A 21,609-nucleotide genomic window follows, 5' to 3' on the forward strand; every position below is an offset into this window, starting at 1 on the left:
ACTCGAGATTAGCAAAATTAATTAGAAAGTTTTGATATTGAAAAAACAACATATCAAAACTTAAGTATTTATTATTTATTTACTTATTGATTATTCTAGTTTCCAGTTTGATTTTGTTCTCACCAATAGCACAAAATCCTGAAGCTGCACGTGTTAAATACATTGATGCATTTTTCACAACAGCTAGTGCATTTAGTGATACCGGTCTAGTGACTGTTGATACATTTAGCCAGTGAAATGATTTAGGTCAAGCAATTATTGCTATCTTGATTTTAGCTGGTGGAATCGGTATTTTTGCACTGAAGTTTTTTGCTATCAACTACTTATTTGGTAAAAAAACATCCACCCTTGCTGAGATTAAAATTATGCAAACTGAACGGGGTGTATCTGATGTAACACAGACTACAAAATTAATTATTTCATCAGTTAAATTTATTTTTATTTGTATTTGTTTATTCAGTGTTATTCTTACATTTTATTTCTATTTCGCAACACCAAAACATACAGAGGGAATGAAACAAATTTTAACTGATGGTTCATTCAAAAATCCTCAAGGTAATTTTGTTCTTTCTTTAAAATATGGAATTTTCCATACTATATCAGCAATCAATAATGCTGGTTTTGATATTATGTCAAGCTCTTCACTTATGCCGTATTATCAAAATTACTTCTTACAAATTTGCTTTATTATCTTACTTATTATTGGTGGATTAGGTTATCCAGCTCTTCACGACATTGTGTCTTATATCAAACGCAAACTTAGAAGAAAGGATACACAATTTAAATTTTCAATATTCACCAAAGTTTCACTTACAACTTATGTATTTGTATTTCTAATTGGATTTGGAATTTCCTTAGGATTTGAACTTTCATCTTCAAATCCATATTCATTGTGAAATCAATATCACTTACCTGTGGGTGTTGGTAATGAAACTCACAAAGCTTACATTGAATGATTCTCAAAAGGTGCAAATGTCCAAGATTTAGAATTAGAAAAATTCTCAAATCTTAAGCAATACATTGAAAAAGGTCAATTATACGGGAATACATTTGATAAATTCTTTGCAGTATTCTTCACATCTCTTTCAACAAGAAGTGCTGGATTTGCTACTGTAAATATGAAACATTTTACACACGGTTCAACCTTTGTGTTTATCTTTATGATGATAATTGGTTCAGCACCTGCATCAACCGGTGGAGGTATAAGAACCACAACTTTAGCTCTTATAATTCTAGGTCTATATAGAATTTTATTTGGTAGACCAAGAGTTAGAGTGTTCAAGAGAGCTATCAACCAAGACACTGTTAATATGTCTGCAAAAATATTAACAATTGCAACAATTATTATTCTTATTGCTTCAATGATTCTATTCAGTTCATTCCAAGATTATGGTGGAAAAATCGAAAACGCATTCTTGCAAGATCCTAATGAAGGATTCTCAATGGAAAATTTAATTTTCGAAGTAGCAAGCGCCTTTGGAACAACTGGTTTATCATCAGGAATTACAAAAAACTTAAATATAGTTTCAAAATTAACATTAATTATTGTTATGTTCATTGGGCAATTTGGAATTAGTTCAACACTTAATGTTTGAAAACGTAAAAAAGATTTTAGTCGTACTTATGAATATGTTGAAGCTGACATTATCATTGGTTAATGATTGGAGAAAATATGAAACTCAAATATGAAAATGAAATAGTAGTTATCGGCACAGGAAGATTCGGTCAAGCTGTTATCGATCAATTAATTAAACTTAAAAAAGACGTTGTTATTTTAGATAAAGATGATGAAAATGCGAAACTTTATGCAGATGAAGTTGACAAAATTATCATTGGTGATGCAGCTGATACAAGAACACTTCAAGCTATTGGTATTGACCAAATGGAAACCGTTGTTGTTGCTGTATCAGACAACATCGAAATTGTTGCTGCACTTTTAGAACTTAAAGTAAAAAACATTATTGCAAGAGCATCAACAAAACGTCACGCAAGAGTTTTAAAACAAATTGGTGTTAACGTGATTATTCGTCCTGAGTTTGAATCAGGTACAAGAACAGCTTTAATTGCAGCAAACAAAAACTTTATTCGATATAGTGAAACACTTCAAGAAATTGGAGGAAACTTTGTTGTTGGTTCAACAAAAATTAAGAACCAAAACTTATTTAACAAACAAGTTAAGGAAATTGGTTTAAATGAAAAGAGTATCACTATTGTTTTAATTCAATCAGCTGATAAAGTTTTTAAACGCGCAACAGGAGATGTTACATTACATAAAGATGACAATATTACAATCATCGGTGAGATAGGTGATGTAACAACTGCGCTTGAATGATTTAATAAAGTAGACTAAAATTTCAATTCCACGTGTAAGTTATCCACATGTGGAGTTATTTTTTTCTTATTTTTTCACAAAATGTGAAAAAAATAAGTAATTTTTGAAAATATTTATAAATAAATTTATTTATTTATTTATAATAAATACGAAATCTAATATACAGAAATTAAATTGACTTTTTTTCAATTTTAGAAATTAGAAATTTTCACATTCATATTCGTAAAAAATATTTGTGTATATTGATTTCTAATAGAATCTCATAACAAAAATATCTAAACAAAACAATTTAAATTTATTCAAATTTTTATTTCAATATAGGAGATAAAATGACAAAATTCAAAAAATTATTAATTAACGGAGCAGCTTTATTAGCTCTTACAGCTCCAGTTATTTCAATCTCTTGTGGTAAAGAAGGTGGTGTAAGCGCATCTGGTGAAACATTTACTCAAGAAGAAAAAAATGGATCAGAAATTAATGGTTCAACATTAGGTGACAGAATTTTAAACAATGAAACACCTAACATGTCATCAACTGAACCTTACACAATTACAGTTGGTGACAAAATTCTTATTGGCCACACATTCTCAGATGGTGGTGTTCAACAAAAAGCTTTAGCAGCTTTAGTTGAAAAATACAATACAGAAGTTGCACCAAAACTTAAAGGTTCATTACCAGTAGGACTAAAACGTTTAGGTTCAGGATACTCAGCTGGTAAAGATATTGTTACAAAAGGTCTTTCATCAAAACAAAACTCAGACTTTATGAACCTTATCTTAAACTATAGTACAGTTGCTTCAGAGTTAGCAAAAGCAAAAATGCTTTTAAGTTTTAATGATAACTTAAAATCAGCAAGTACAGATTTATCACAATTCTCAGAAAAATTCATTACTTCTAACTTCCAAACAGAACATATTGATTTACCATCAACATGAATTTTACCTGCGTTTAAATCAACAACAATTTTCTCAATTAACGCACCGGTTCTTTCATACATTCTTGATACTTTAGTAGAAAAAGGTATGGTAGTTGCAGAAGATTTCCAAGAAGAATACAACAACATTAAAGCAAAAGGTCAAGGAGACCGTGAAGGTGTTAAGAAAATCTGAGGAGAACCTGTTGCAAACGTTGAAACAATTGTTAACGAATACAAAGGAACAGGTGGTAATGTTAAGAAATTAAGTAAAGCAATTTTTAACTCATATGCTGAATTACTTGATTTTGCAGCTATGGCACAAAAATTATTTGTAAACTCAGCTGCAACAAATTCAACATTACACGTATTTGGAGTAGACGACTATACAGCTTTATACAACCAAGCTTTATATAGTGCTTTACTTAAAGACCAAGTTGATGCAGCTAAATCAGCAGGAACAACATTAACTCAAGAAGATGCCCTTAAACAAGCTTCAGCAGCAATGATTGAATCAGTATCAAGAAATGGTGGAAAATTATCTATCAACTATGATGTTCTTAAAAAACAAAGTACATCAGCTTATGTAAAAACTCAAGAAATCTTTAACAAAACAAAAGCCGCTATTGAAACAGGAGGATTAAAAATCTATCCTGGTGGTCAATATTCATCAAATGACCAAACAAAACACTACATGGCGTTTTCAATCGGTTCAACAGCTGGATATTCACACAACTATGTTTCAGGTGAATCATCAAATTTAAATAACAGCCTTAACAAAGGCGCATCATTAAAAATCGATGAAAAAGGAAGCTCATTAAAACTTTCTGAAAACAAGAGCACTCCAGGATTAGTTTTATTATCAAAATTAGAATCTGGAAAATTAGCATTCGGAAAATACAAAAATGCAATTCACAGTGCATCAGAAGCAACATTCCCTGATGGTAAAAGTGCTAATTATGAACTTCAATTTGTTAATGCAGCTGAAGAAACAACATTTACTAGTGCATTAACAGATGAAGCATTACCAAAAGCATCATTAATTATAATTAACAAAGACGGTAGCGACAAAATTATCGAAAAAGCTAAAGCACAAAACGTTCCAGTTGCTGAATTGAAAAAGAAAAATGGCACAAAATACTATGGAATTTTACTTTTAGATTCAGTTGATAACAAATCACTTAAAAACACTGACGAAGCTCTTGTTGCTAAATTAACTGCAATGGGATACACAATTAAAGTAGCTACAGCTCTTGAATTATTAGGTAAAGAGGAATTAATTTCTCAACCAGTACCACTTAGATGAACTTCTGAAGATCCATATAATGTTGTTTATGTACAAGGACCATCAATGATCGGTGTTCATACAACTGAAGCAGGTGATCTTGCAACAAAATTATTTGTAAACTGATTAATGACATCAGAAACTACATATGAAAGATTCACAATTCAAGGTAACAATGGAGCAGAAGAAGTTATTGCAGAAAACTTAACACCACGTGACATGTTCCAAAGTGCTATGGGATACATTCTTCCTTACAAAGGATTTGAAAAGAATACAGATTTCCCTACAAAAGGAAAACTTAACCCATACTTAAAAACAGCATTCGAATTATTCTCAAACGTTGCTAAGTCAACAGATGCAGATGAAGTTCCATATGTAACATTTGAAGAACCAGGAGCAATTTTTGCTGATTCATTCAGAAGTGGAGTTCAAGGAGCATGAGACTCATTACAAGCAGGAATCGATTCAAACAAAGCAGATTCTTCACATGCAAAACCAACATTTGAGGACTTTATTAGAAACGCTACAGTTAAATAACAAAAATTCTCATACATTAAAAAAACAAATGAAAATATAGTTTTAATTATGTTAAAACTATATTTTTGCTTTTAAATTAAGGAGAAACATGAAGCTAAAAAATAAATTAATACCTTTAGTATTAGGTTCAGCATTATCATTAACACCAATTGCAATGAGTGTTTCATGTGGTTACGGCAATAAAGCTACTGTCGTTAAAGTTCGAGAGGGTACTAACATAGTGGATGTAGAAGTGGGTGGTCCTGTTCTAACTTCTTTAAAATTTGAAAAAAATAAATTTACTAAAACAGCACAAGTTGTTCCGGCAATTGAATCTATAGATTCAAGAGTTGAATTCGCTAAAGCTATTGATTCTATTAAAGATGTTATTGGTGCTGATCTTAATAATGAGATGACTTCTGGTTTCAGCATTAACCCTGAAATAGTTGCACAATCACAATATTTAATTCCTTCTAATTCAGCTGTATCATATGAAGAGTCATTCATTAATAAAGAATATACATACTTTATTAATGATATAAATGCAGGTAAAAAATATGAAGTTATTGTAAAAATAGATAAAAAAAATCCATATTCAATGGGATTAAATACAAAAAGTGATTATTTCAAACAAGATTTACCAAATAGAGAAACTTTATTACAAAATATGACATCTATTCCTGTATTAATTAACTTTAATTTCGAAGTTTCAATTAAATTAGATGGTCAATTATGAAAAGTGCCTAAATTTAGCACTGTTGCACAAGCTAGCGGTTTAAACGTTTCTTCTACAATTACACCTAAATTGTCTGATTTCGAAGTAAAACCATCTTATACAAAAATGAAAAAATTATCTATCGATTGAAACAACAAACTCATTGATATGAACTCATTTAGAGCTAAAGTTATTAGCGTATCAGATGGTGATACAGCAACTGTTGTAGCATTAGAAGACAAGAAAATGATTAACACTTCTATAACAAAAGGATCAAAATACACAATCAGATATTCAGGAATTGACACACCAGAAAAAGCTGTATCAAGTACTTTATCTTGTCCATTCGAATATGGATTTGCATTATTATCATCAAAATTTGGAAAACAAATCTTATTTAATGATGATCCAAATTCAGAATTCTATAATGTTAAAAATGAAGTTAAAATCGGATTCACATCTGGTTCTGACTCATATGGTAGATTAACTGCAGATATATTCTTTGGTGAGGATTTTGGATATTCATATAACGCAGAGATTACAAGAGAAGGATTAACATTACCATATGATTCATTTGCTAACTGAAAAGCAAATTACAATGAACCAAAAACTTCTCCAAACTACGTAAACAGCATTTATCCAGAAATTGCATTAGCATTTAACCATGCTCGTGAAAACAAATTAGGATTTTTCCACTACTTTGAACAAGCGGAACAAATTGAAAAATATGTTTATATAGCAAAAAGAAATAGTAAATGACAAGCATTTGAGGAACTTTACAAAATCTTACAAAAAAATAATGAGGCTTAGAATTAATAAAATTAACAATATTGATTTAAGCAATTTTAGTTTTTAAATTTTCTTATTAAGAAAGGATAAAATGAAACAAAAAGAAAATACAACATTTTCATCAGCTCACGAAGCAGATATTCGTAAAATTAATCAATATGTTTCAGAATTAGAAGCAACTGATGTTGATTCTATTCCTGCTATTGAATTAAAAAACTTAAACATTGACTTCGGTGAAACATTAGCTGTTGATAATGTTAGTTTTAGAATTCCAGAAGGAAAATTAGTTACATTACTTGGTCCATCTGGTTCAGGTAAAACAACAACTCTTAATGCTATTGCAGGTTTATTAACAGTTACATCAGGAAAAATTCTTTTCAGAGGTAAAGATGTTACTGACTTCACACCTCAAAACAGAAAAATAGGGTTTGTTTTCCAAAACTATGCTTTATACCCACACATGAGTGTTTACCACAATATTGCATTCCCATTAAGAAATGACTCAGAATGACAAAGAAAATTCTATTTAGAAAAAGAAGAAGCTAAAAATGGAATTCGTTCTATTTACTTAAGAAAATTAGGAGCTTCTGAAGCAGAAATTGAACACTTAAATAAAGCATTCAAAAACTATAAATTAGTTAAAACTGAAATTTCACGTCAAGTTAGTGAAGCATACTCAAGAATCAGTAACAAACTTGAAAAAGCACACACTGATTATTCAGTTTCAGTAGTTCACGAAAATGCAGAAATTTCAGTATTAACAAAGAATGTTATTAAAACTAACAAAAAAACAAAACAAGATTCAGCGACAAAAATCCAAGACATTAAATACAAGTTCGCTCATGATAAAGCTAATGGGTTAATTAATGAAAATGAATTAAAACAATCAGAATTCTTAGCTTCATATGACAAGAGCATTCTTAAATTCTCAAAACCAAAATCAGAAGAAGAGTATCAAGAAAGAATTAATAGTTTACAAGATTTCACAGCTGAGTTAGTTCAACTTGATTTAAGTGAATTAGTCCTAAAAGACAGAATAGCAATTATTAAATTAGAACAAAAAGCTATTAAATTATTAACTCGTTACAAATTCTTATTAAAACAAAAAGAAATCATTGCTAGATACCAAGTAGAAAAAGCTGAAAAAAAAGCTGCATACTTAGACGCTAAAGCAGAATACAACAAAACAATAAAAGAAGATGAAGAATACTTAGGATTAGTTTCTGATGAAAAGAGATTACCAAAAGTAGCTGAAGAACACTTCTACAGTATTGTTGAAGAACTTGAAGACAAATATTCTGTTAAAGAAGCAATGAAAAGAGAAAGAAAAACTATTGGTTTTGCTTTATTATCAGATGAAGACAGAGAACAAATTAGAGAATTATCTAAGAAAGTTATCAGTCTTAAAAAAGCTATTCACAACGAAGTTATGGAAGTTGCTAAACGTGTAGAAATTGTTCACATCTTACAAAAGAAACCTACTCGTTTATCAGGAGGTCAACAACAACGTGTTTCTATTGCACGTGCTATTGTTAAAAAACCTCAAATTCTTTTAATGGACGAGCCACTTTCAAACTTAGATGCTAAATTACGTATCTCAACTCGTCAATGAATTAGAGAAATCCAACAATCATTAGGTATTACAACAGTTTTCGTTACACACGACCAAGAGGAAGCTATGTCTATTTCAGACATTATCGTATGTATGTCAACTGCTAGAGTTCAACAAATGGGTACACCAATGGAACTTTACTCAAAACCAAGAAACCAATTCGTTGCAAGATTCCTTGGTATGCCAGAAATGGGATTATTCAAATCAGAAGTTAAAGATGGTGTAGTTACAATGGCTGACGTAAAACTTCCAGAAATCAAACTTCACGACAATAAAGACAACATCACATTAAACATTGGTGTTCGTTCAGAAGATTTCATTATTAAATCAAAAGAACAAGGTTCTATGTTCAAAGGTAAAGTAGTAGTGGTAGAAAACTTCGGAAAAGAAAGTAAATTAGTTGTTTTAGTTGAAGGAGTAGGAAGAATTAACTTCTTATTAGACAACAACTACTCATTTGCTAAAAATGATGAAATTTACTTCGATGTACCATTGAAGAAATTACACATTTTCGATGCTTTATCTGAAGAGAGAATAGAATATGATATCAAGAAATAAGTTTCATAGTTTTATACAAGAAAATTTTCCTTTCTTGTTTAATTGATCTATAAAAAAACAAGCAAAAAGAAAATCTACTTTATCACACACGATTTTAGATAAGAAAACACCGTTTTGAATTCCGATGTTATTCTTATTACCAGGTGTTATATTGTTATCATTATTCACAATTACACCTTTATTCATTAATATTTATGAATCATTAACAACAGAAACAGGATCATTAACAGGACAAAACTATGCAAGTGTTTTCACAAACCAATACTTTGCTGTTGGGGTTAGAAACTCATTTATCTATGGTTTATTTGTTCTTCCATTTGTTATGATGATTGCCTTAGTAGTATCATCAGTTATTGCTAAGCTTTACAGAAAGTGAGCTAGAGGATTTTGACAAACAGTATTCTTCATGCCTTATGTTACAAATGCTGTTGCTGTTTCTTTAGCATTCATTCAATTATTCAGTACATATGGACTTGTTAACCAATTAATCGGAAAAAATATTCCATGATTAACAACAGGTGATCCTTACACATTCAACGCTCTTGTAGCTATGATTATTAATGGTATTTGAAGTGGTCTTGCTTTCAATATCTTAATCTTCACAACAGCTATGTTGGGTGTTGATAAAAACTTATACCGTTCAGCATCAATTGATGGAACAGGTGAAGTTAAACAATTTTTCGCAATTACATTACCATCAATTAAAAGTACAATTAACTTCTTAATTACATTAGGAATTATTGGTGGTCTTAAAGTATTCCCATTAGCATTATTTGAAAACAAACCAAATAACGCTTTAAACAACGGGGGTTCATCTCTTATGATGTTCGTGTACTACGCTACATCTACAGGGGACAGACGTTTAGCCGGAGCAGCAAGTATCTCGCTATTCGTGATCGGGGTAATATTCTCATCAATGATCCGTGGAGGATTCTTCTTGATGCAGTTAACATTAAATAACTTAGGAGAAAGAAATGTTTGAGTTAAAGTTATGAATACACAAGCGCATGATGCAAAAGAAATTGCGCAAAAATCAAGAGAAGTCAGCTAGTCAAGTTAAAGAGACTTCATTTTCAAAAGTTCTTACCTCATCAGCATTAAAATTATTCTTACTTGCATTATTTGGAGTTATTATCCTATTCCCATTCTTCTACATGATCTCAATTTCATTAATGAACGATGGTGAATCTCAATCATTAAAACAACAATTTAAATTCTTACCTTCATTTGCAGAAGGAAAAACATACATAGAAGGGCACCTTGTTATTGCTTCATGATCTGAAGTTGTAGCTAACACTTATAAGAGAGCATTCTCAACAGGTTATGGTAAGGCCTTTGTATTCACAATGTTCAACGTTATTATTTCAGTTGTACTTAAGGTCTTTGTTACATTCTTAATGGGATATGCATTCTCACTAAGAAACTGACGTGGAAAAGGACTTGTGTGATTTATTGCCCTTGCTTTACTTGTGTTACCAGAAGTTGCCTTATTATCAGGACAATATTTAATTGTTCTTAAAACAAAACTTTACAAAACTTACATTACATTCTTATTAGCAGTTGCGTTCCCATTCACAGCAAGTATTTTCAATACAGTTATGTATAAAAATGCTTTCGAAGCAATCCCTGGAAGAATTAAAGAAGTTTCACTTGTTGATGGTGCTGGAGGAATGAAATACTTATTCAAAGTTGCATTCCCAATGGTTATGCCAACAACATTAACAATCGTTATTCTTACATCTCTTGCTTCATGAAACTCATACTTATGACCAGCTCTTATTTCTACAATTGGTGGTCAAGACTTACAAGTTATGTCAGTGTGATTATTCAAAGCCGGATTCGATCCAAGTGATCCAGAATCAGGAGCAAACACAATGCAAAACGTTAAATTAGCTGCATCACTTCTTTCAATTATTCCTGTGTTCTTATTCTTCTTAATCTTTAGAAAACGTATTATGGCATCAATCAGTAGACAAGGTTCAACAATTAAAGGATAGTATATGAAAAACGTTAGAACAAAAGTTGTTATTTGAGCAATATTGACAGTGGTTGCATTAGGTGCAATTATTGGTTTATCAATTTTAATTAATAATGTTCAATCATTACTTGATATTAACAAAACTACCTTAGATGCTAAAATTTTACAATCATATCAATACACAAAAGCTTATTCAATAGGAGGTTTAGCATTTTCATGCTTATTATTCTTGATGGGTTCAGTCATAACATATGCTGGAATTAAATCTTGAAGATATTCTGAAATGCTAGGATAGTTATTTATGAAAAAATTATTCTCTAAAAAAGCTTTCCCATTTTTACTAGGAACAGCTGCAGTTGTAACAATGCCACTTACAGCAGTCTCATGTTTATATGAAGATGATGTTACTGTAAAATTTGCTAAAAACTATGATGTCAATAACTCATTTGTAAAAAGAACACAAGAGAGAAGTAAAGATGCTGATGTTATAGCTAAATTTAAAGAATGAGAACAAAAACCTGCTTTAATTCAATTATTTAAAGAACTTGATAACAGTAATGTTATGACTTATACATTCACATACTGAGATTTCTTATTCAAAAATTCATTCGATATTAAAAACGATGATGTAAAAATTGTTGCTGATAAGTTATATACAATTAGCGAAAACCACAAATCAATTTCAGTAGATGAAAAAGTATTTTCAGAAACATTAAAAGATGCAAATAATGATGCAAAAGATAAGGCACGTACATTAGTTGGTAGCGTTGCAACATTACTTAATGACTATTACGCTTCAAAAGATACAAATACAAAACACCCTACTGAAAAAGTTGAAGATTTCGAAAAAGTTGCAATTCAAAAATTAACTGCTAAACAGTTAGAAGAAGCAGGTTACTCAGAAAAACAAATTGCAATCATTTCAAAAATTGATTCATTAATGAAAGTTGTTTTCTTCAACGAAGATCCTGCTAAATTCATTTCATTAGAAGATGTTAAAGAAGCTCTTAAAATTTACTTTAAAAATTCTCCATTTATGGATGCTATTATTGAAGATGAAACAAGAGATTCAAATAGCAGAATTCTTAAACAAAATGCAGCTGATAGAAGTTACACAATCAATTTCTCAGTAGTTAACAAAACTAATTCAGGTATTTCTTCATCACTTTTCCAATCATTCTTTAAAACAATTCAAGGTTCATTATTAAACTTTGATTATGATTCAACAATTTCTAAAGAACGTGATATGGTTTCTAATATTGTTAACTTATTAATACAAAAATCACAATCATTCACAATTAAAAGAGATAAAGATGGAAACATTATGACTCAATCATTAATGGGAGTTGGAGGAGGATTTTCACCTTTATACTTCATTGATGGATTAAACCCAGATACAAATGAACCATCAGATGATTTCAAAATCTTTAAACAAATTTCAATTGATAACATTAATAAGATAACATCTCATAATATTACAGAGTTCAATCAAACAGCTCTTACACCTGAAGAGGCATCTGAATTTAGTGCTGACCCACTTAAATTCTTCCAAACACACAAATATTTAGCTTGATTTGGTACAGAACCTCTTACAGCATATGGGTACTTCACATCATTACAAGGACAATACCAAAATGCTAGAATGAAATTAGAAGCATCAACAACTAAAGCCAAAGATAGAGAAGTATTCCAAGCGTATCTTGATCACTGTCAACCAATTTATGACCAAATGATGACAGATATTGCAAGATTAAAAGAAATTGAACTTCAAAAAATTGCTTTATTAAAGGCAAATAATGGTGTTGAAAATGATGAAACTAAAGCTATTGATAAAGAAATTGATGCAATTATGACTCATCAATACAAGTTACCTAGAAGAGCAACAAACTTAGAAGCAACAATAGATGTAACTTTACAAGAAGGTTATGAACAATCATTCAAAAAGTTATTACAAGGAAAAGCTAAAGTTGGTACAAACGTTCAATCATTTGCAGAATTATTTGCAAAAATAGGATTTACATTAGGTATCACAAACATCCAAGTAATTCGTGGAAATTCACCAGAACTTGAAAATAGTTACTGATTAGAATTCCAAAATAGAAAAACAGGTGAATGATACTTCTTAGATGTATTTAAACTTTACACAGAATTCTATTACACAAGCAATGAATATGTAAATGAAGGTGAAGGAGAAAATGCAACTAAGAAATTAGTTAACAGTATTGGTTCAAGAAAAGATATTTCAAACTTATCAGTTGAATACATTAATAGTCAAATTCAAACTTCATTACCAACAGGATACACAGTATCAGCTGAGTATCTTCCATATGCAAATATTAAATAAGAATTCAAAAAAGTTGAAAAACAAAGGCAAAATCTTAAAAAGGTTTTGCTTTTTTAATTTTCACAAAATGTGAAAAAAATTAATTAAATTTGAATTTAACCTTAACAAATTTCGTAAATTTATTACAATTAAAAATATGTAAAGTTCACATTAAATTAAGTTAAGGGGGCACAATATGCAAACTAAATTTAAATTACTTTTAACTTCACTTATTTCAATACCAACAGTCGCGACTATTGCTGTTTCATGCAAGTCAACAGAATCAGATAAACCAGCAACTCCAGTTGATGGACAAAACCCATCTAATCCAGAACAACCCACACCATCATTATCAGTTCAACCTCTCAGTGTTTCAGTTTCATTAGATAATACAAAAGAAACATTAACAAACTATGTAGAATCATTAGATCAAAACAACACAAAAGAAGTTGAATTTGATTTAACATTAGATGATGATGGTAATGTTTTTGTTAAAAAAGGAACTGTTAAAGAATTTGTCTTCAGATTCGATAGAAGAAAACATGACTTATACAGAAATGAAACGGATGCTAACAATAAAAGATTAAGAACAAAGAAAATTAGATGTAGATTTAACAAAAAGGATAAAAAGGTTACTCTTCGTTTCTGAGATAAACTACACAATAAAGGTGGAGAACAAGTCTTCTTATTTGGAGAAGAAACAACTACAACTCCAGAACAACCAACTACTCCAACAAATAACCCAGGTACTCAAAATCCTCCTGCAGAACCAACAAACCCACAACCAAACAATCCTAATCCAGGAAACGAAAATCCTAACCCTCAACCAGAGCCTGTTAATCCAGAAGAACCTGAAGGATACATTATTAATAGCGAAAAAAGAACAGTATATGTTAGACCGCCTTTTGGAGCACAATTTAAACTCAAAAATGACAATACATACTTCACAACAATTTTCGCTCACTTAGACTCTCCAGGTGTTGCTAAAAATGCTAAAGATGAACAATCAATAAATTCTGACTACTTCAATATTAAAACAGCAAATGGTAAACCAAAATCGGCAGGTGCTCAAGAAGTTTCTGAATTTTTAGGATTACCAAATGTAGCAAGACATTTTGAATCAATTTCACAAGATAATAGTTTTGTTATTTTTGGTGGTGATACAAACATTAGTGCTGATTTCTTCAGTATTCAAAATCTTTATCCAGAAAGCTATAAATTTACAATTACTAATTTAGGCGAAGCTGACGATAAGACTCACTACACATCATTAGGTAGAACAAATGGTGTATATTCACAACCATATGATAAAATGTTCTTTAAGAACAAAAATAAACAACATTTAGAAACATTGACACAAGTTAATGCACCTGAATTAGCATTTAAATTTGATATTTGAAGTTCATTTAGAAATAATGTGCTTGCAACTGAAGATATGAACTTAAATTACTACACAAGTAATAAACCTAAAGAACCAATTAGAGCTAGATTATCAGATCATGCTCCTGTGTGAACTGATGTTAAAGTTAAAAATAATGTTACTTTACCACATTCAAACCATTCTATAGATTTACATAGAAAAGATGCTAACGCACTTCGTATAGCTCACTGAAATGTGTTAAACTATGGAACATCTGATGATTATGCAACATTCCTAAGTACTAGAGATTTCAAATATATATCAATCTCAAAAATTATTAAAGCATTAGGATTTGACATAGTTGGTTTAACTGAAATTAACTATGACAGGGCAGATAAAGTTCAAGCTATATTAGATGAATTAAATAAAGATGGTTCAAATTGAAAAATGATTGCTCAAGACAGAGAAGAGGCAGTATACCCTCAAGATAGTAAATGAGCTAAATACGACTCTCAAAAAGAGCAAGTTGTAATTATCTATGATGCAAATATCTTTGATCCTACAAGTTTTAAAAACAACAAAATTGGAGATTCATTCAAAGCTGAAATTCCATTAATATAATGATTATATAAATCTGAAAAATAGCTAGATTAATCTAGTTATTTTTATTTTAATTTTAATAATGTAAAATTATTAAAATAAATATCAATAAACTAAAAGGAGTCTTATGTCAAGTGTATTTTTTTGATTAGCAGTTGCATTTAGTAGTACAGGACTATTGCTGTTTGCATCTATTGCTATTACTTATGGAAACTTCATTAATCATGCAAAAATGAATGCAGTACATTTTCAAAATAATGAAAAATTCTTTAATTCTTACAAAATTGATGAAAGGATGAACAAATATTGAAACTTTCATTACATTATGTTAATTATTTTGATTTCGCTGCAATTTATTTTTAATGTATTTGCAATTTGTCTTGCATCAGTATATTTTTTAAAAGATTTTTTAGGAACAAATACTGACAAAGGTATTACTAGAATAACAAACTTACTTATTATCATTGCTTTAATCTTAATGAACGGATACTTCTCATATTTATTATTTAAAAACTTCATTGTAGTAGCTCGTGTATGACATAAAACAATGAGAGCTTGAGAAATTATTGATATAACAGAAGAACATAAAGATCTTGCAGATTATTTCTATTCAAAAATTTCAACTAAAGAATTTCCTAAAAAAATGAAATTAGACAAATTAATAATCAAAAACAGAGCAACAACACTCTCATATAGACTTCCAAATTTCACAAAATTATATAAAAACGCAATATTACCTAAATGATTTAAAGAGGGTAAGGTTCTATACTATGCATTATTTGACACTCAATATGTAAATGTTGATTCAATGCATGTCGATGATACAAATGTTGTAGAATCACTTTACCAATTAATTAAAAAGTTTTATTAATTAAAAAAATCAACTAGAATTTTCTATCTAGTTGATTTTTATTTACTTTTGATTTAATTCTTTTCAAACTCTAACATATGAATCATTTTCATTAACTAAAAATTCTTCGATATCTTCAAAATTGAATACAAAGTATGTAATATCGCTGTAAGTTTCTTTGTTTCATTTTCATAATTTAGGAGCAAACAACTCTCTTACACCTTTAACAGTTAATCCTATAACACCATTATTCATAAATTTATTAAAGTCGCTATTTGCACCAATATTTTTAAGTTCAAAGTCAGTCGAGCTTCCATTATTGTCATATGCTTTAGTGAATAGTTTTGCATTTTCTTTTCATTGTATTTTGCTATTTTTGATTTGTTTAAGTAATTTAACAAATTTTGCATATTGTATAGAATACATAACAATATGAAAAATGAACATTGATGTGATTATTATGCAGCTGGATGCTATTATTAATGTATATAAAACAGATGTATCAAGTGAAACGCTAAAACTTAATTCTCTAGCTGCATATACTATATCCATAATAGAAAGGACAAGCGAAATAAAAATTCAAGCAGAAAGCATAATAAATGGTATAGTGATATATTTAAAAATCTTTTTAGCTCCATCTAAATACTTTTTATTCACAACTTTATTTTCTTCACTTCATTTTCGAATTTGTATTTGTTTATATGAATTTGTTAATCTTACAGTTTTTTGAATGAAAGAATGCGCAAAAATTAGTATTACAATTAAAATTGCAAAAAATACGGCTAAGATGAGTAAGTGAGCTCAAATTGGCAAATCGTTAAATATTAATTTCATTAAACTCCTTTATTTAATTATTATATTATTTACACGTCTTTTTAAAAATAAAAACACTCATAAAGAGTGTTTAAATTACATTTTGATGCTTCCGTTTGATCTTGGGTATGGAATTGTTTCTCTAATGTTTTCTGTACCAGTGACATACATAACTAATCTTTCAAATCCAATTCCAAATCCTGAAGTTAACATATGCCCAAATCTACGTAAGTCTAAGTATCATTGTAAGTCTTCTTGGTCAATGTCTAATTCTTTTACACGTGTAACTAATTTATCATAATCAGATTCACGTTCAGAACCACCAATCATTTCTCCTACACCAGGCACTAATAAGTCAAATGCAGCAACTGTTTTACTATCTTCGTTTTGTTTCATATAGAATGCTTTGAAATCTTTAGGGAAGTTAATTACTGCAACAGGTGCTTTATAAAGCTTATCTGTTAAGTATTTTTCATGTTCTGAAGCTAAATCTAAACCGAAGTAAATATCCTTGTTTTCAAATGTATCTGCAACTTTTTTAAGTTCTTCGATTGCTTCTTTATAATCAATGATTTTTAAAGGTGTTTCAACAAAGTGCTCTAATCTTTTGATTAAACCATTGTTTGTTACTTTATCTAAATATTCAATTTCAGTTTTGTTTTTAGCTAATGTGTTTCTTACAACAACTTTAAGCATATCGTCTGCTAAATGAATAACATCAAATAAGTTGTAGAATGCAACTTCAGGTTCAATCATTCAGAATTCTGCTAAGTGTCTTTTTGTGTTTGAGTTTTCTGCTCTAAATGTAGGTGCAAAAGTATAAATTTTGTTCATTCCAACTGCGTAACTTTCACCGTGTAATTGTCCGGTAACACCTAATGTAGCTTTCTTAGATTTTCCAAAGAATGGATCTTTTGATTCATTATCTGAAACTATAAAAGTTTCTCCAGCTCCCTCTCCATCGTTACTTGTAATAATTGGAGAAGCCATTAAGAAGAATTCTTTTGAAATGAAGTACTTGTGAATTTCGTGAGCTAATGTTGATCTAACAAGCATAATTGCTTTAATTAAGTTTGTTCTGTGTCTTAAATGTGGAATTTCTCTTAATGTTTCAAGGTTGATTTCTTGGTTTTGAATTGGATAATCTTCATCAACTTTTTTTACTGTAACTTCTGTAGCTACTAATTCAATTGGTTGAGGCGCATTTGGTGTTGCATGCAATGAACCTTTAATAATGATTGCTGAACCAGGTTTAGTTTGGTCTAATAAGTCAAAATCAAAAGCTTCGCCTTTGAAGACAACTTGCAAGTTTGAAATAGTTGAACCATCGTTTACTTCAATGAAACGAATTTTTTTGTTTCCTCTGTTTGATGAAACTCACCCTTTAATAGTTACATCAGTTCAACCGTCAAAAAACTCAGGTCTTAATAATATTTTTTTAATTGAGTACATAAATTTCTCCTAATTAATTATTTGTCTTAATTTTAATTATTATCTTGTCTTTTGGACTATTTTTGTCTAATAAATCAAACATATGTGTTTCATTCTTAAAGAAAAGAACAAACTCATTTTTGTTTAACATTAATTTATTATCGTATGAATTAATTTGAACGAATTTAACATCATTATCTTTATTTTCATTCAAAATTTCATTGTTTACATTATTTGGATTTAAATCATAATAAACAACTTCTTTTGTATCAAGTAAATTAATATGAATATCAATAGTGTTATTATGAATTTCACCAAATAAATGGTTATAAAATGGTGTGTAATTAAGTTTCACTATTCTAATATTTTCATCAATATTAGTTGCGCCATATGGTAAATTATTAAAATCATATGAATTAATTAAATTCATTGCTTTACTTAAGCTACTATTGCCATAATCATATTTACCTACGTTGACAAACTTGTCATATATCATTTAACCCTCCTAATAATATAATATTTTAATATTATATTATTTTTTACAACTTATGAACTTAAAGAAAATAAAAAGTATTTTCAGTTAACTTGATAATAAGAAAACTACTTTTAAGCTAATGAGTAAGCTTTAAAAGTAGTTTTATAGTTTAATTTATAAGAAATTTTGAGTTTCAAATAATGCTCTATATACTTTAACATAAACTTGCTTATCTTCTGATTTGAGCCAATCTCCAATTGAATCGAAGTTTAATAAGAAGTATGCTAATTTTTCGATGTCAGCTCTGTTTTTCATTTTTCTTGAAGCTATATTAATAGGAAAAATTGAACTAAATGATTCAGCTTTACCGTAGAACACAATAGGTTTTCAAATAATTAATCTAGGGTTTTTGTCATTAAATTTGAATAAGTTTATGTCAGACATTTGTGGTTCAGTTAATTCAACCCCTTCAAACATTTCTGCATTAGGACTAAATCTAACTTTCTTAGCTTTTTTGAATTCGTCATTTAACCTTTTCTTGAACACAAAAAAGTAAGGAATAATAAACAATGAAAAGAATTGTAAATAACTAATTGGTATAACAGCTATCGGGAATAATATTTTATATATTTCATTGAAACGATCATTGCCAGGTAGTAAAAATAGTTCTAAAAATAAAACAACATATAAAGCTACGTGAATGAAAAATAGCACTATTGCAGGAATAATAACCTTGTTTTGAATAGTTTTCAATAGATAATCTTTACCTTCAAGGTATTTTATGTTTACCACTTTGTTTTGTTTATTTCAAGTTTTAAGTTGTTCAATTTTTGCATTAGTTAATTTTAGAAGTGATTTGTAGAATAAAAGACCAGATTTTTCGAAAATAACAAATCAACCTAAGATAACTTGAATTATAGAAATTGCGATTAATATAAAAGGCATATTTTTTCCTTAATATGATTAATATATTATTAATTATATTAAGTTTTTGAGATGAGTAACAAAAAACACAGCTATTTTAGCTGTGTCATTGATTATTATAATTTAGCGAAGTGTTCTACTGTTCTAACTAATTGTGAAACGTATGACATTTCGTTGTCATATCATGAAATAACTTTGTAAAGTCTTCCATTTTCTGTTTCTAAAACGTCTGTTAATTGAGCATCAAAGATTGAACCATATGTAGCACCAATGATATCTGAAGATACTAATGGAGCTTCTGTATATAATAATGTTTCACTTGCTGCTGCTTTAACAGCTGCGTTTAATTCTTCAACTGTTGGTTGTTTGTCTAAAACAACTGTTAAGTCAACTACTGAACCTGTAATTGTAGGAACTCTAAGAGCTGAACCACTTAAAACACCTGTAGCTTCTGGAACTACTAATCCGATAGCTTTTGCTGCTCCTGTAGATGTAGGAACAATGTTTTGTGCTGCTGCACGTGCTCTTCTTAAGTCTTTGTGAGGAGCATCTTGTAATCTTTGGTCAGCTGTGTAAGCGTGAACTGTTGTCATGAAACCACTTTTAATTCCGAAGTTGTCAACTAAAACTTTAACAACTGGAGCTAAACAGTTTGTTGTACATGAAGCAGCTGAGATTAATTTGTCTTCGCTTGTTAAGATGTTGTGGTTTACATTGTAAACGATTGTTTTAACATCTTTATCTGATGGAGCTGAAACAACAACTTTTTTAGCACCTGCTTTTAAGTGTTTTTCTGCACCTTCACGTTTTGTGAAGAATCCTGTTGATTCAACAACAAGGTCAATTCCTAATTCTGCTCAAGGTAAGTTTTCAGGGTCTCTTTCTGATAAAACTTTAATTTCATTTCCATTAACAACAATAGCACCTTCTTTAACTTCAACATCAACTGGTAATGTGTGGTATGCTGTATCGTATTTTAATAAGTGAGCTAATGTAGCTGGATCTGTTAAGTCGTTAACAGCAACAACTTGCATATCTTTTGAGTTTGTTTGTAATAATCTACGTAAGAATAATCTTCCGATTCTTCCAAATCCGTTAATAGCAACTTTTTTCATAATTTTGCTTCCTTTCTATATCTAAACTAAACTTTTGATAATTTATAAAGCTATTTATAAATTGCTTATATATTATACTTTTTTTAAAAAAGTGTATTTATTTAATTTCATAAATTAAATATTAGCTTTTTATCTTTATGCAGCTTATGAATTAGTCTAAAAATTGAGTGTGATAATCTAACTTTTAATATAATTGCTTTATGAAAAATTCACAAACTATTACTATGTCTGTTAATGAGTTAACTTCAGTTTATGATACTGATAGTTCACTGAAACATTATTTTGAAGCTATTGAAAATGTTGGCATTTTAAATGCTGAAAAATATTGACTAAAAAACCTAAATATTTCTAAAACTGCAAACATTGCAGATTTAGGAACAGGTACTGGACGTTTTATATTTGGAGCACTTGATTTAGGATTTTTAAACCTTGACGGCTATGATATTAGTAAAAATTCAATTAAAAAAGCTAAAGAATATTTAACTCAAAATCATTCAAAGAAAACAAACATAAATGTGAATTTTTATGAAGTTGATTTATCAAATTATAAATATCAAAAGCAATATGATTTTATGATCTTCACATTCAATTCACTAATGTGCATTCCTTATAGAATTAATAAAATTAATGCATTAAAAAATGCTTATACTGCACTAAAACCAAATGGATACATAGTTTTTAGCGCTCACGAAGCTACTGGTGATATTAATAGAGAAAAATTAATTAAGCAGCAAGAAAAAGAAATTAAGTTTAAAAATATTTCTAACTGAGATAAAGGTGACTTTGTCTACTATCAAGAAGGGCAAAAAGGTGTTTTATCTTATTATGATTTTGATGAAATTATGTCGCTTTTAAATGAAGCCGGAATTAAACAAATTTATAAATATGCACATAGAGATAGTTTAGGAAAAGAAACAAAAAATGCATTAGATTTTAGTGATAATGCTATCTATTATGTAATTAAAAAACAAAGTTAATTGTTAATTTAGCAAATGACTTCTTTATTAAATTAAAGAAGAA

Annotated in this window: 17 protein-coding genes; 12 read left to right on the forward strand and 5 right to left on the reverse strand. The window is 29.3% G+C overall.

Annotated elements, in window-relative coordinates; translation table 4 throughout:
• Positions 1-86 precede the first annotated feature (86 nt).
• From VBM91_RS01405 to VBM91_RS01455, 11 genes are all read left to right on the forward strand, one after another.
• Positions 87-1,658: a potassium transporter TrkG gene (locus tag VBM91_RS01405; RefSeq protein ID WP_323189073.1), complete on the forward strand. Its 1,572-nt coding sequence runs from the start codon at positions 87-89 to the stop codon at positions 1,656-1,658.
• Between the two features lie 14 nt (positions 1,659-1,672).
• Positions 1,673-2,350 (forward strand): TrkA family potassium uptake protein, encoded by a 678-nt coding sequence (locus VBM91_RS01410; RefSeq protein WP_323189046.1) that lies wholly within the window; start codon positions 1,673-1,675, stop codon positions 2,348-2,350.
• A gap of 311 nt (positions 2,351-2,661) precedes the next feature.
• Entirely contained in the window at positions 2,662-5,067 is a 2,406-nt protein-coding gene (locus VBM91_RS01415) for a P68 family surface lipoprotein (protein WP_323189047.1), read from the forward strand.
• Positions 5,068-5,155: 88 nt separating this feature from the next.
• Complete coding sequence (locus VBM91_RS01420) at positions 5,156-6,571, forward strand: thermonuclease family protein (RefSeq protein ID WP_323189048.1); 1,416 nt, start codon at positions 5,156-5,158, stop codon at positions 6,569-6,571.
• 70 nt (positions 6,572-6,641) lie between these two features.
• The gene (locus tag VBM91_RS01425) at positions 6,642-8,720 is read left to right on the forward strand and encodes an ATP-binding cassette domain-containing protein (protein ID WP_323189049.1); all 2,079 of its coding nucleotides are present in this window, start codon (positions 6,642-6,644) and stop codon (positions 8,718-8,720) included.
• Positions 8,721-8,844: 124 nt separating this feature from the next.
• Positions 8,845-9,771: a sugar ABC transporter permease gene (locus VBM91_RS01430; RefSeq protein WP_323189050.1), complete on the forward strand. Its 927-nt coding sequence runs from the start codon at positions 8,845-8,847 to the stop codon at positions 9,769-9,771.
• On the forward strand, positions 9,728-10,717 hold the full coding sequence (locus tag VBM91_RS01435; RefSeq protein ID WP_323176522.1) for a carbohydrate ABC transporter permease: 990 nt from the start codon (positions 9,728-9,730) through the stop codon (positions 10,715-10,717). The genes VBM91_RS01430 and VBM91_RS01435 overlap by 44 nt, the downstream gene beginning before the upstream one ends.
• A 3-nt stretch (positions 10,718-10,720) precedes the next feature.
• On the forward strand, positions 10,721-10,993 hold the full coding sequence (locus VBM91_RS01440; RefSeq protein WP_323177368.1) for a hypothetical protein: 273 nt from the start codon (positions 10,721-10,723) through the stop codon (positions 10,991-10,993).
• Positions 10,994-10,999: 6 nt separating this feature from the next.
• Entirely contained in the window at positions 11,000-13,042 is a 2,043-nt protein-coding gene (locus VBM91_RS01445; protein ID WP_323189051.1) for a hypothetical protein, read from the forward strand.
• Positions 13,043-13,217: 175 nt separating this feature from the next.
• Positions 13,218-15,002 carry a hypothetical protein gene (locus tag VBM91_RS01450; RefSeq protein WP_323189052.1) on the forward strand — a complete coding sequence of 595 codons (1,785 nt, stop codon included), beginning with the start codon at positions 13,218-13,220 and terminating at the stop codon, positions 15,000-15,002.
• Between the two features lie 106 nt (positions 15,003-15,108).
• Complete coding sequence (locus tag VBM91_RS01455) at positions 15,109-15,852, forward strand: hypothetical protein (RefSeq protein ID WP_323189053.1); 744 nt, start codon at positions 15,109-15,111, stop codon at positions 15,850-15,852.
• Between the two features lie 42 nt (positions 15,853-15,894).
• Here the strand turns inward: VBM91_RS01455 and VBM91_RS01460 are convergent, their stop codons facing one another.
• The 5 genes from VBM91_RS01460 to gap form a co-directional block, all read right to left on the reverse strand.
• A complete protein-coding gene (locus VBM91_RS01460) occupies positions 15,895-16,665 on the reverse strand; it encodes a hypothetical protein (protein ID WP_323189054.1) in 771 nt (256 codons plus the stop codon).
• Between the two features lie 75 nt (positions 16,666-16,740).
• Positions 16,741-18,096 (reverse strand): asparagine--tRNA ligase, encoded by a 1,356-nt coding sequence (asnS, locus tag VBM91_RS01465; RefSeq protein ID WP_323189055.1) that lies wholly within the window; start codon positions 18,094-18,096, stop codon positions 16,741-16,743.
• Positions 18,097-18,109: 13 nt separating this feature from the next.
• On the reverse strand, positions 18,110-18,571 hold the full coding sequence (locus tag VBM91_RS01470; RefSeq protein WP_323189056.1) for a YhcH/YjgK/YiaL family protein: 462 nt from the start codon (positions 18,569-18,571) through the stop codon (positions 18,110-18,112).
• A 153-nt stretch (positions 18,572-18,724) separates the two neighbouring features.
• Positions 18,725-19,495, reverse strand: a complete 771-nt coding sequence (locus tag VBM91_RS01475) for a hypothetical protein (RefSeq protein WP_323189057.1) — start codon at positions 19,493-19,495, stop codon at positions 18,725-18,727.
• A gap of 95 nt (positions 19,496-19,590) precedes the next feature.
• The gene (gene gap / locus VBM91_RS01480) at positions 19,591-20,592 is read right to left on the reverse strand and encodes a type I glyceraldehyde-3-phosphate dehydrogenase (RefSeq protein ID WP_323188493.1); all 1,002 of its coding nucleotides are present in this window, start codon (positions 20,590-20,592) and stop codon (positions 19,591-19,593) included.
• A 197-nt stretch (positions 20,593-20,789) separates the two neighbouring features.
• Here gap and VBM91_RS01485 point away from each other — a divergent pair, with 197 nt between their 5' ends.
• Positions 20,790-21,566 carry a class I SAM-dependent methyltransferase gene (locus VBM91_RS01485; RefSeq protein ID WP_323189058.1) on the forward strand — a complete coding sequence of 259 codons (777 nt, stop codon included), beginning with the start codon at positions 20,790-20,792 and terminating at the stop codon, positions 21,564-21,566.
• Positions 21,567-21,609 lie beyond the last annotated feature (43 nt).

It is taken from the genome of Mycoplasma sp. 2248 (genome assembly GCF_034863245.1).
In the GTDB taxonomy this organism is placed as follows: Bacteria; Bacillota_I; Bacilli_A; order Mycoplasmatales; family Metamycoplasmataceae; genus Mycoplasmopsis.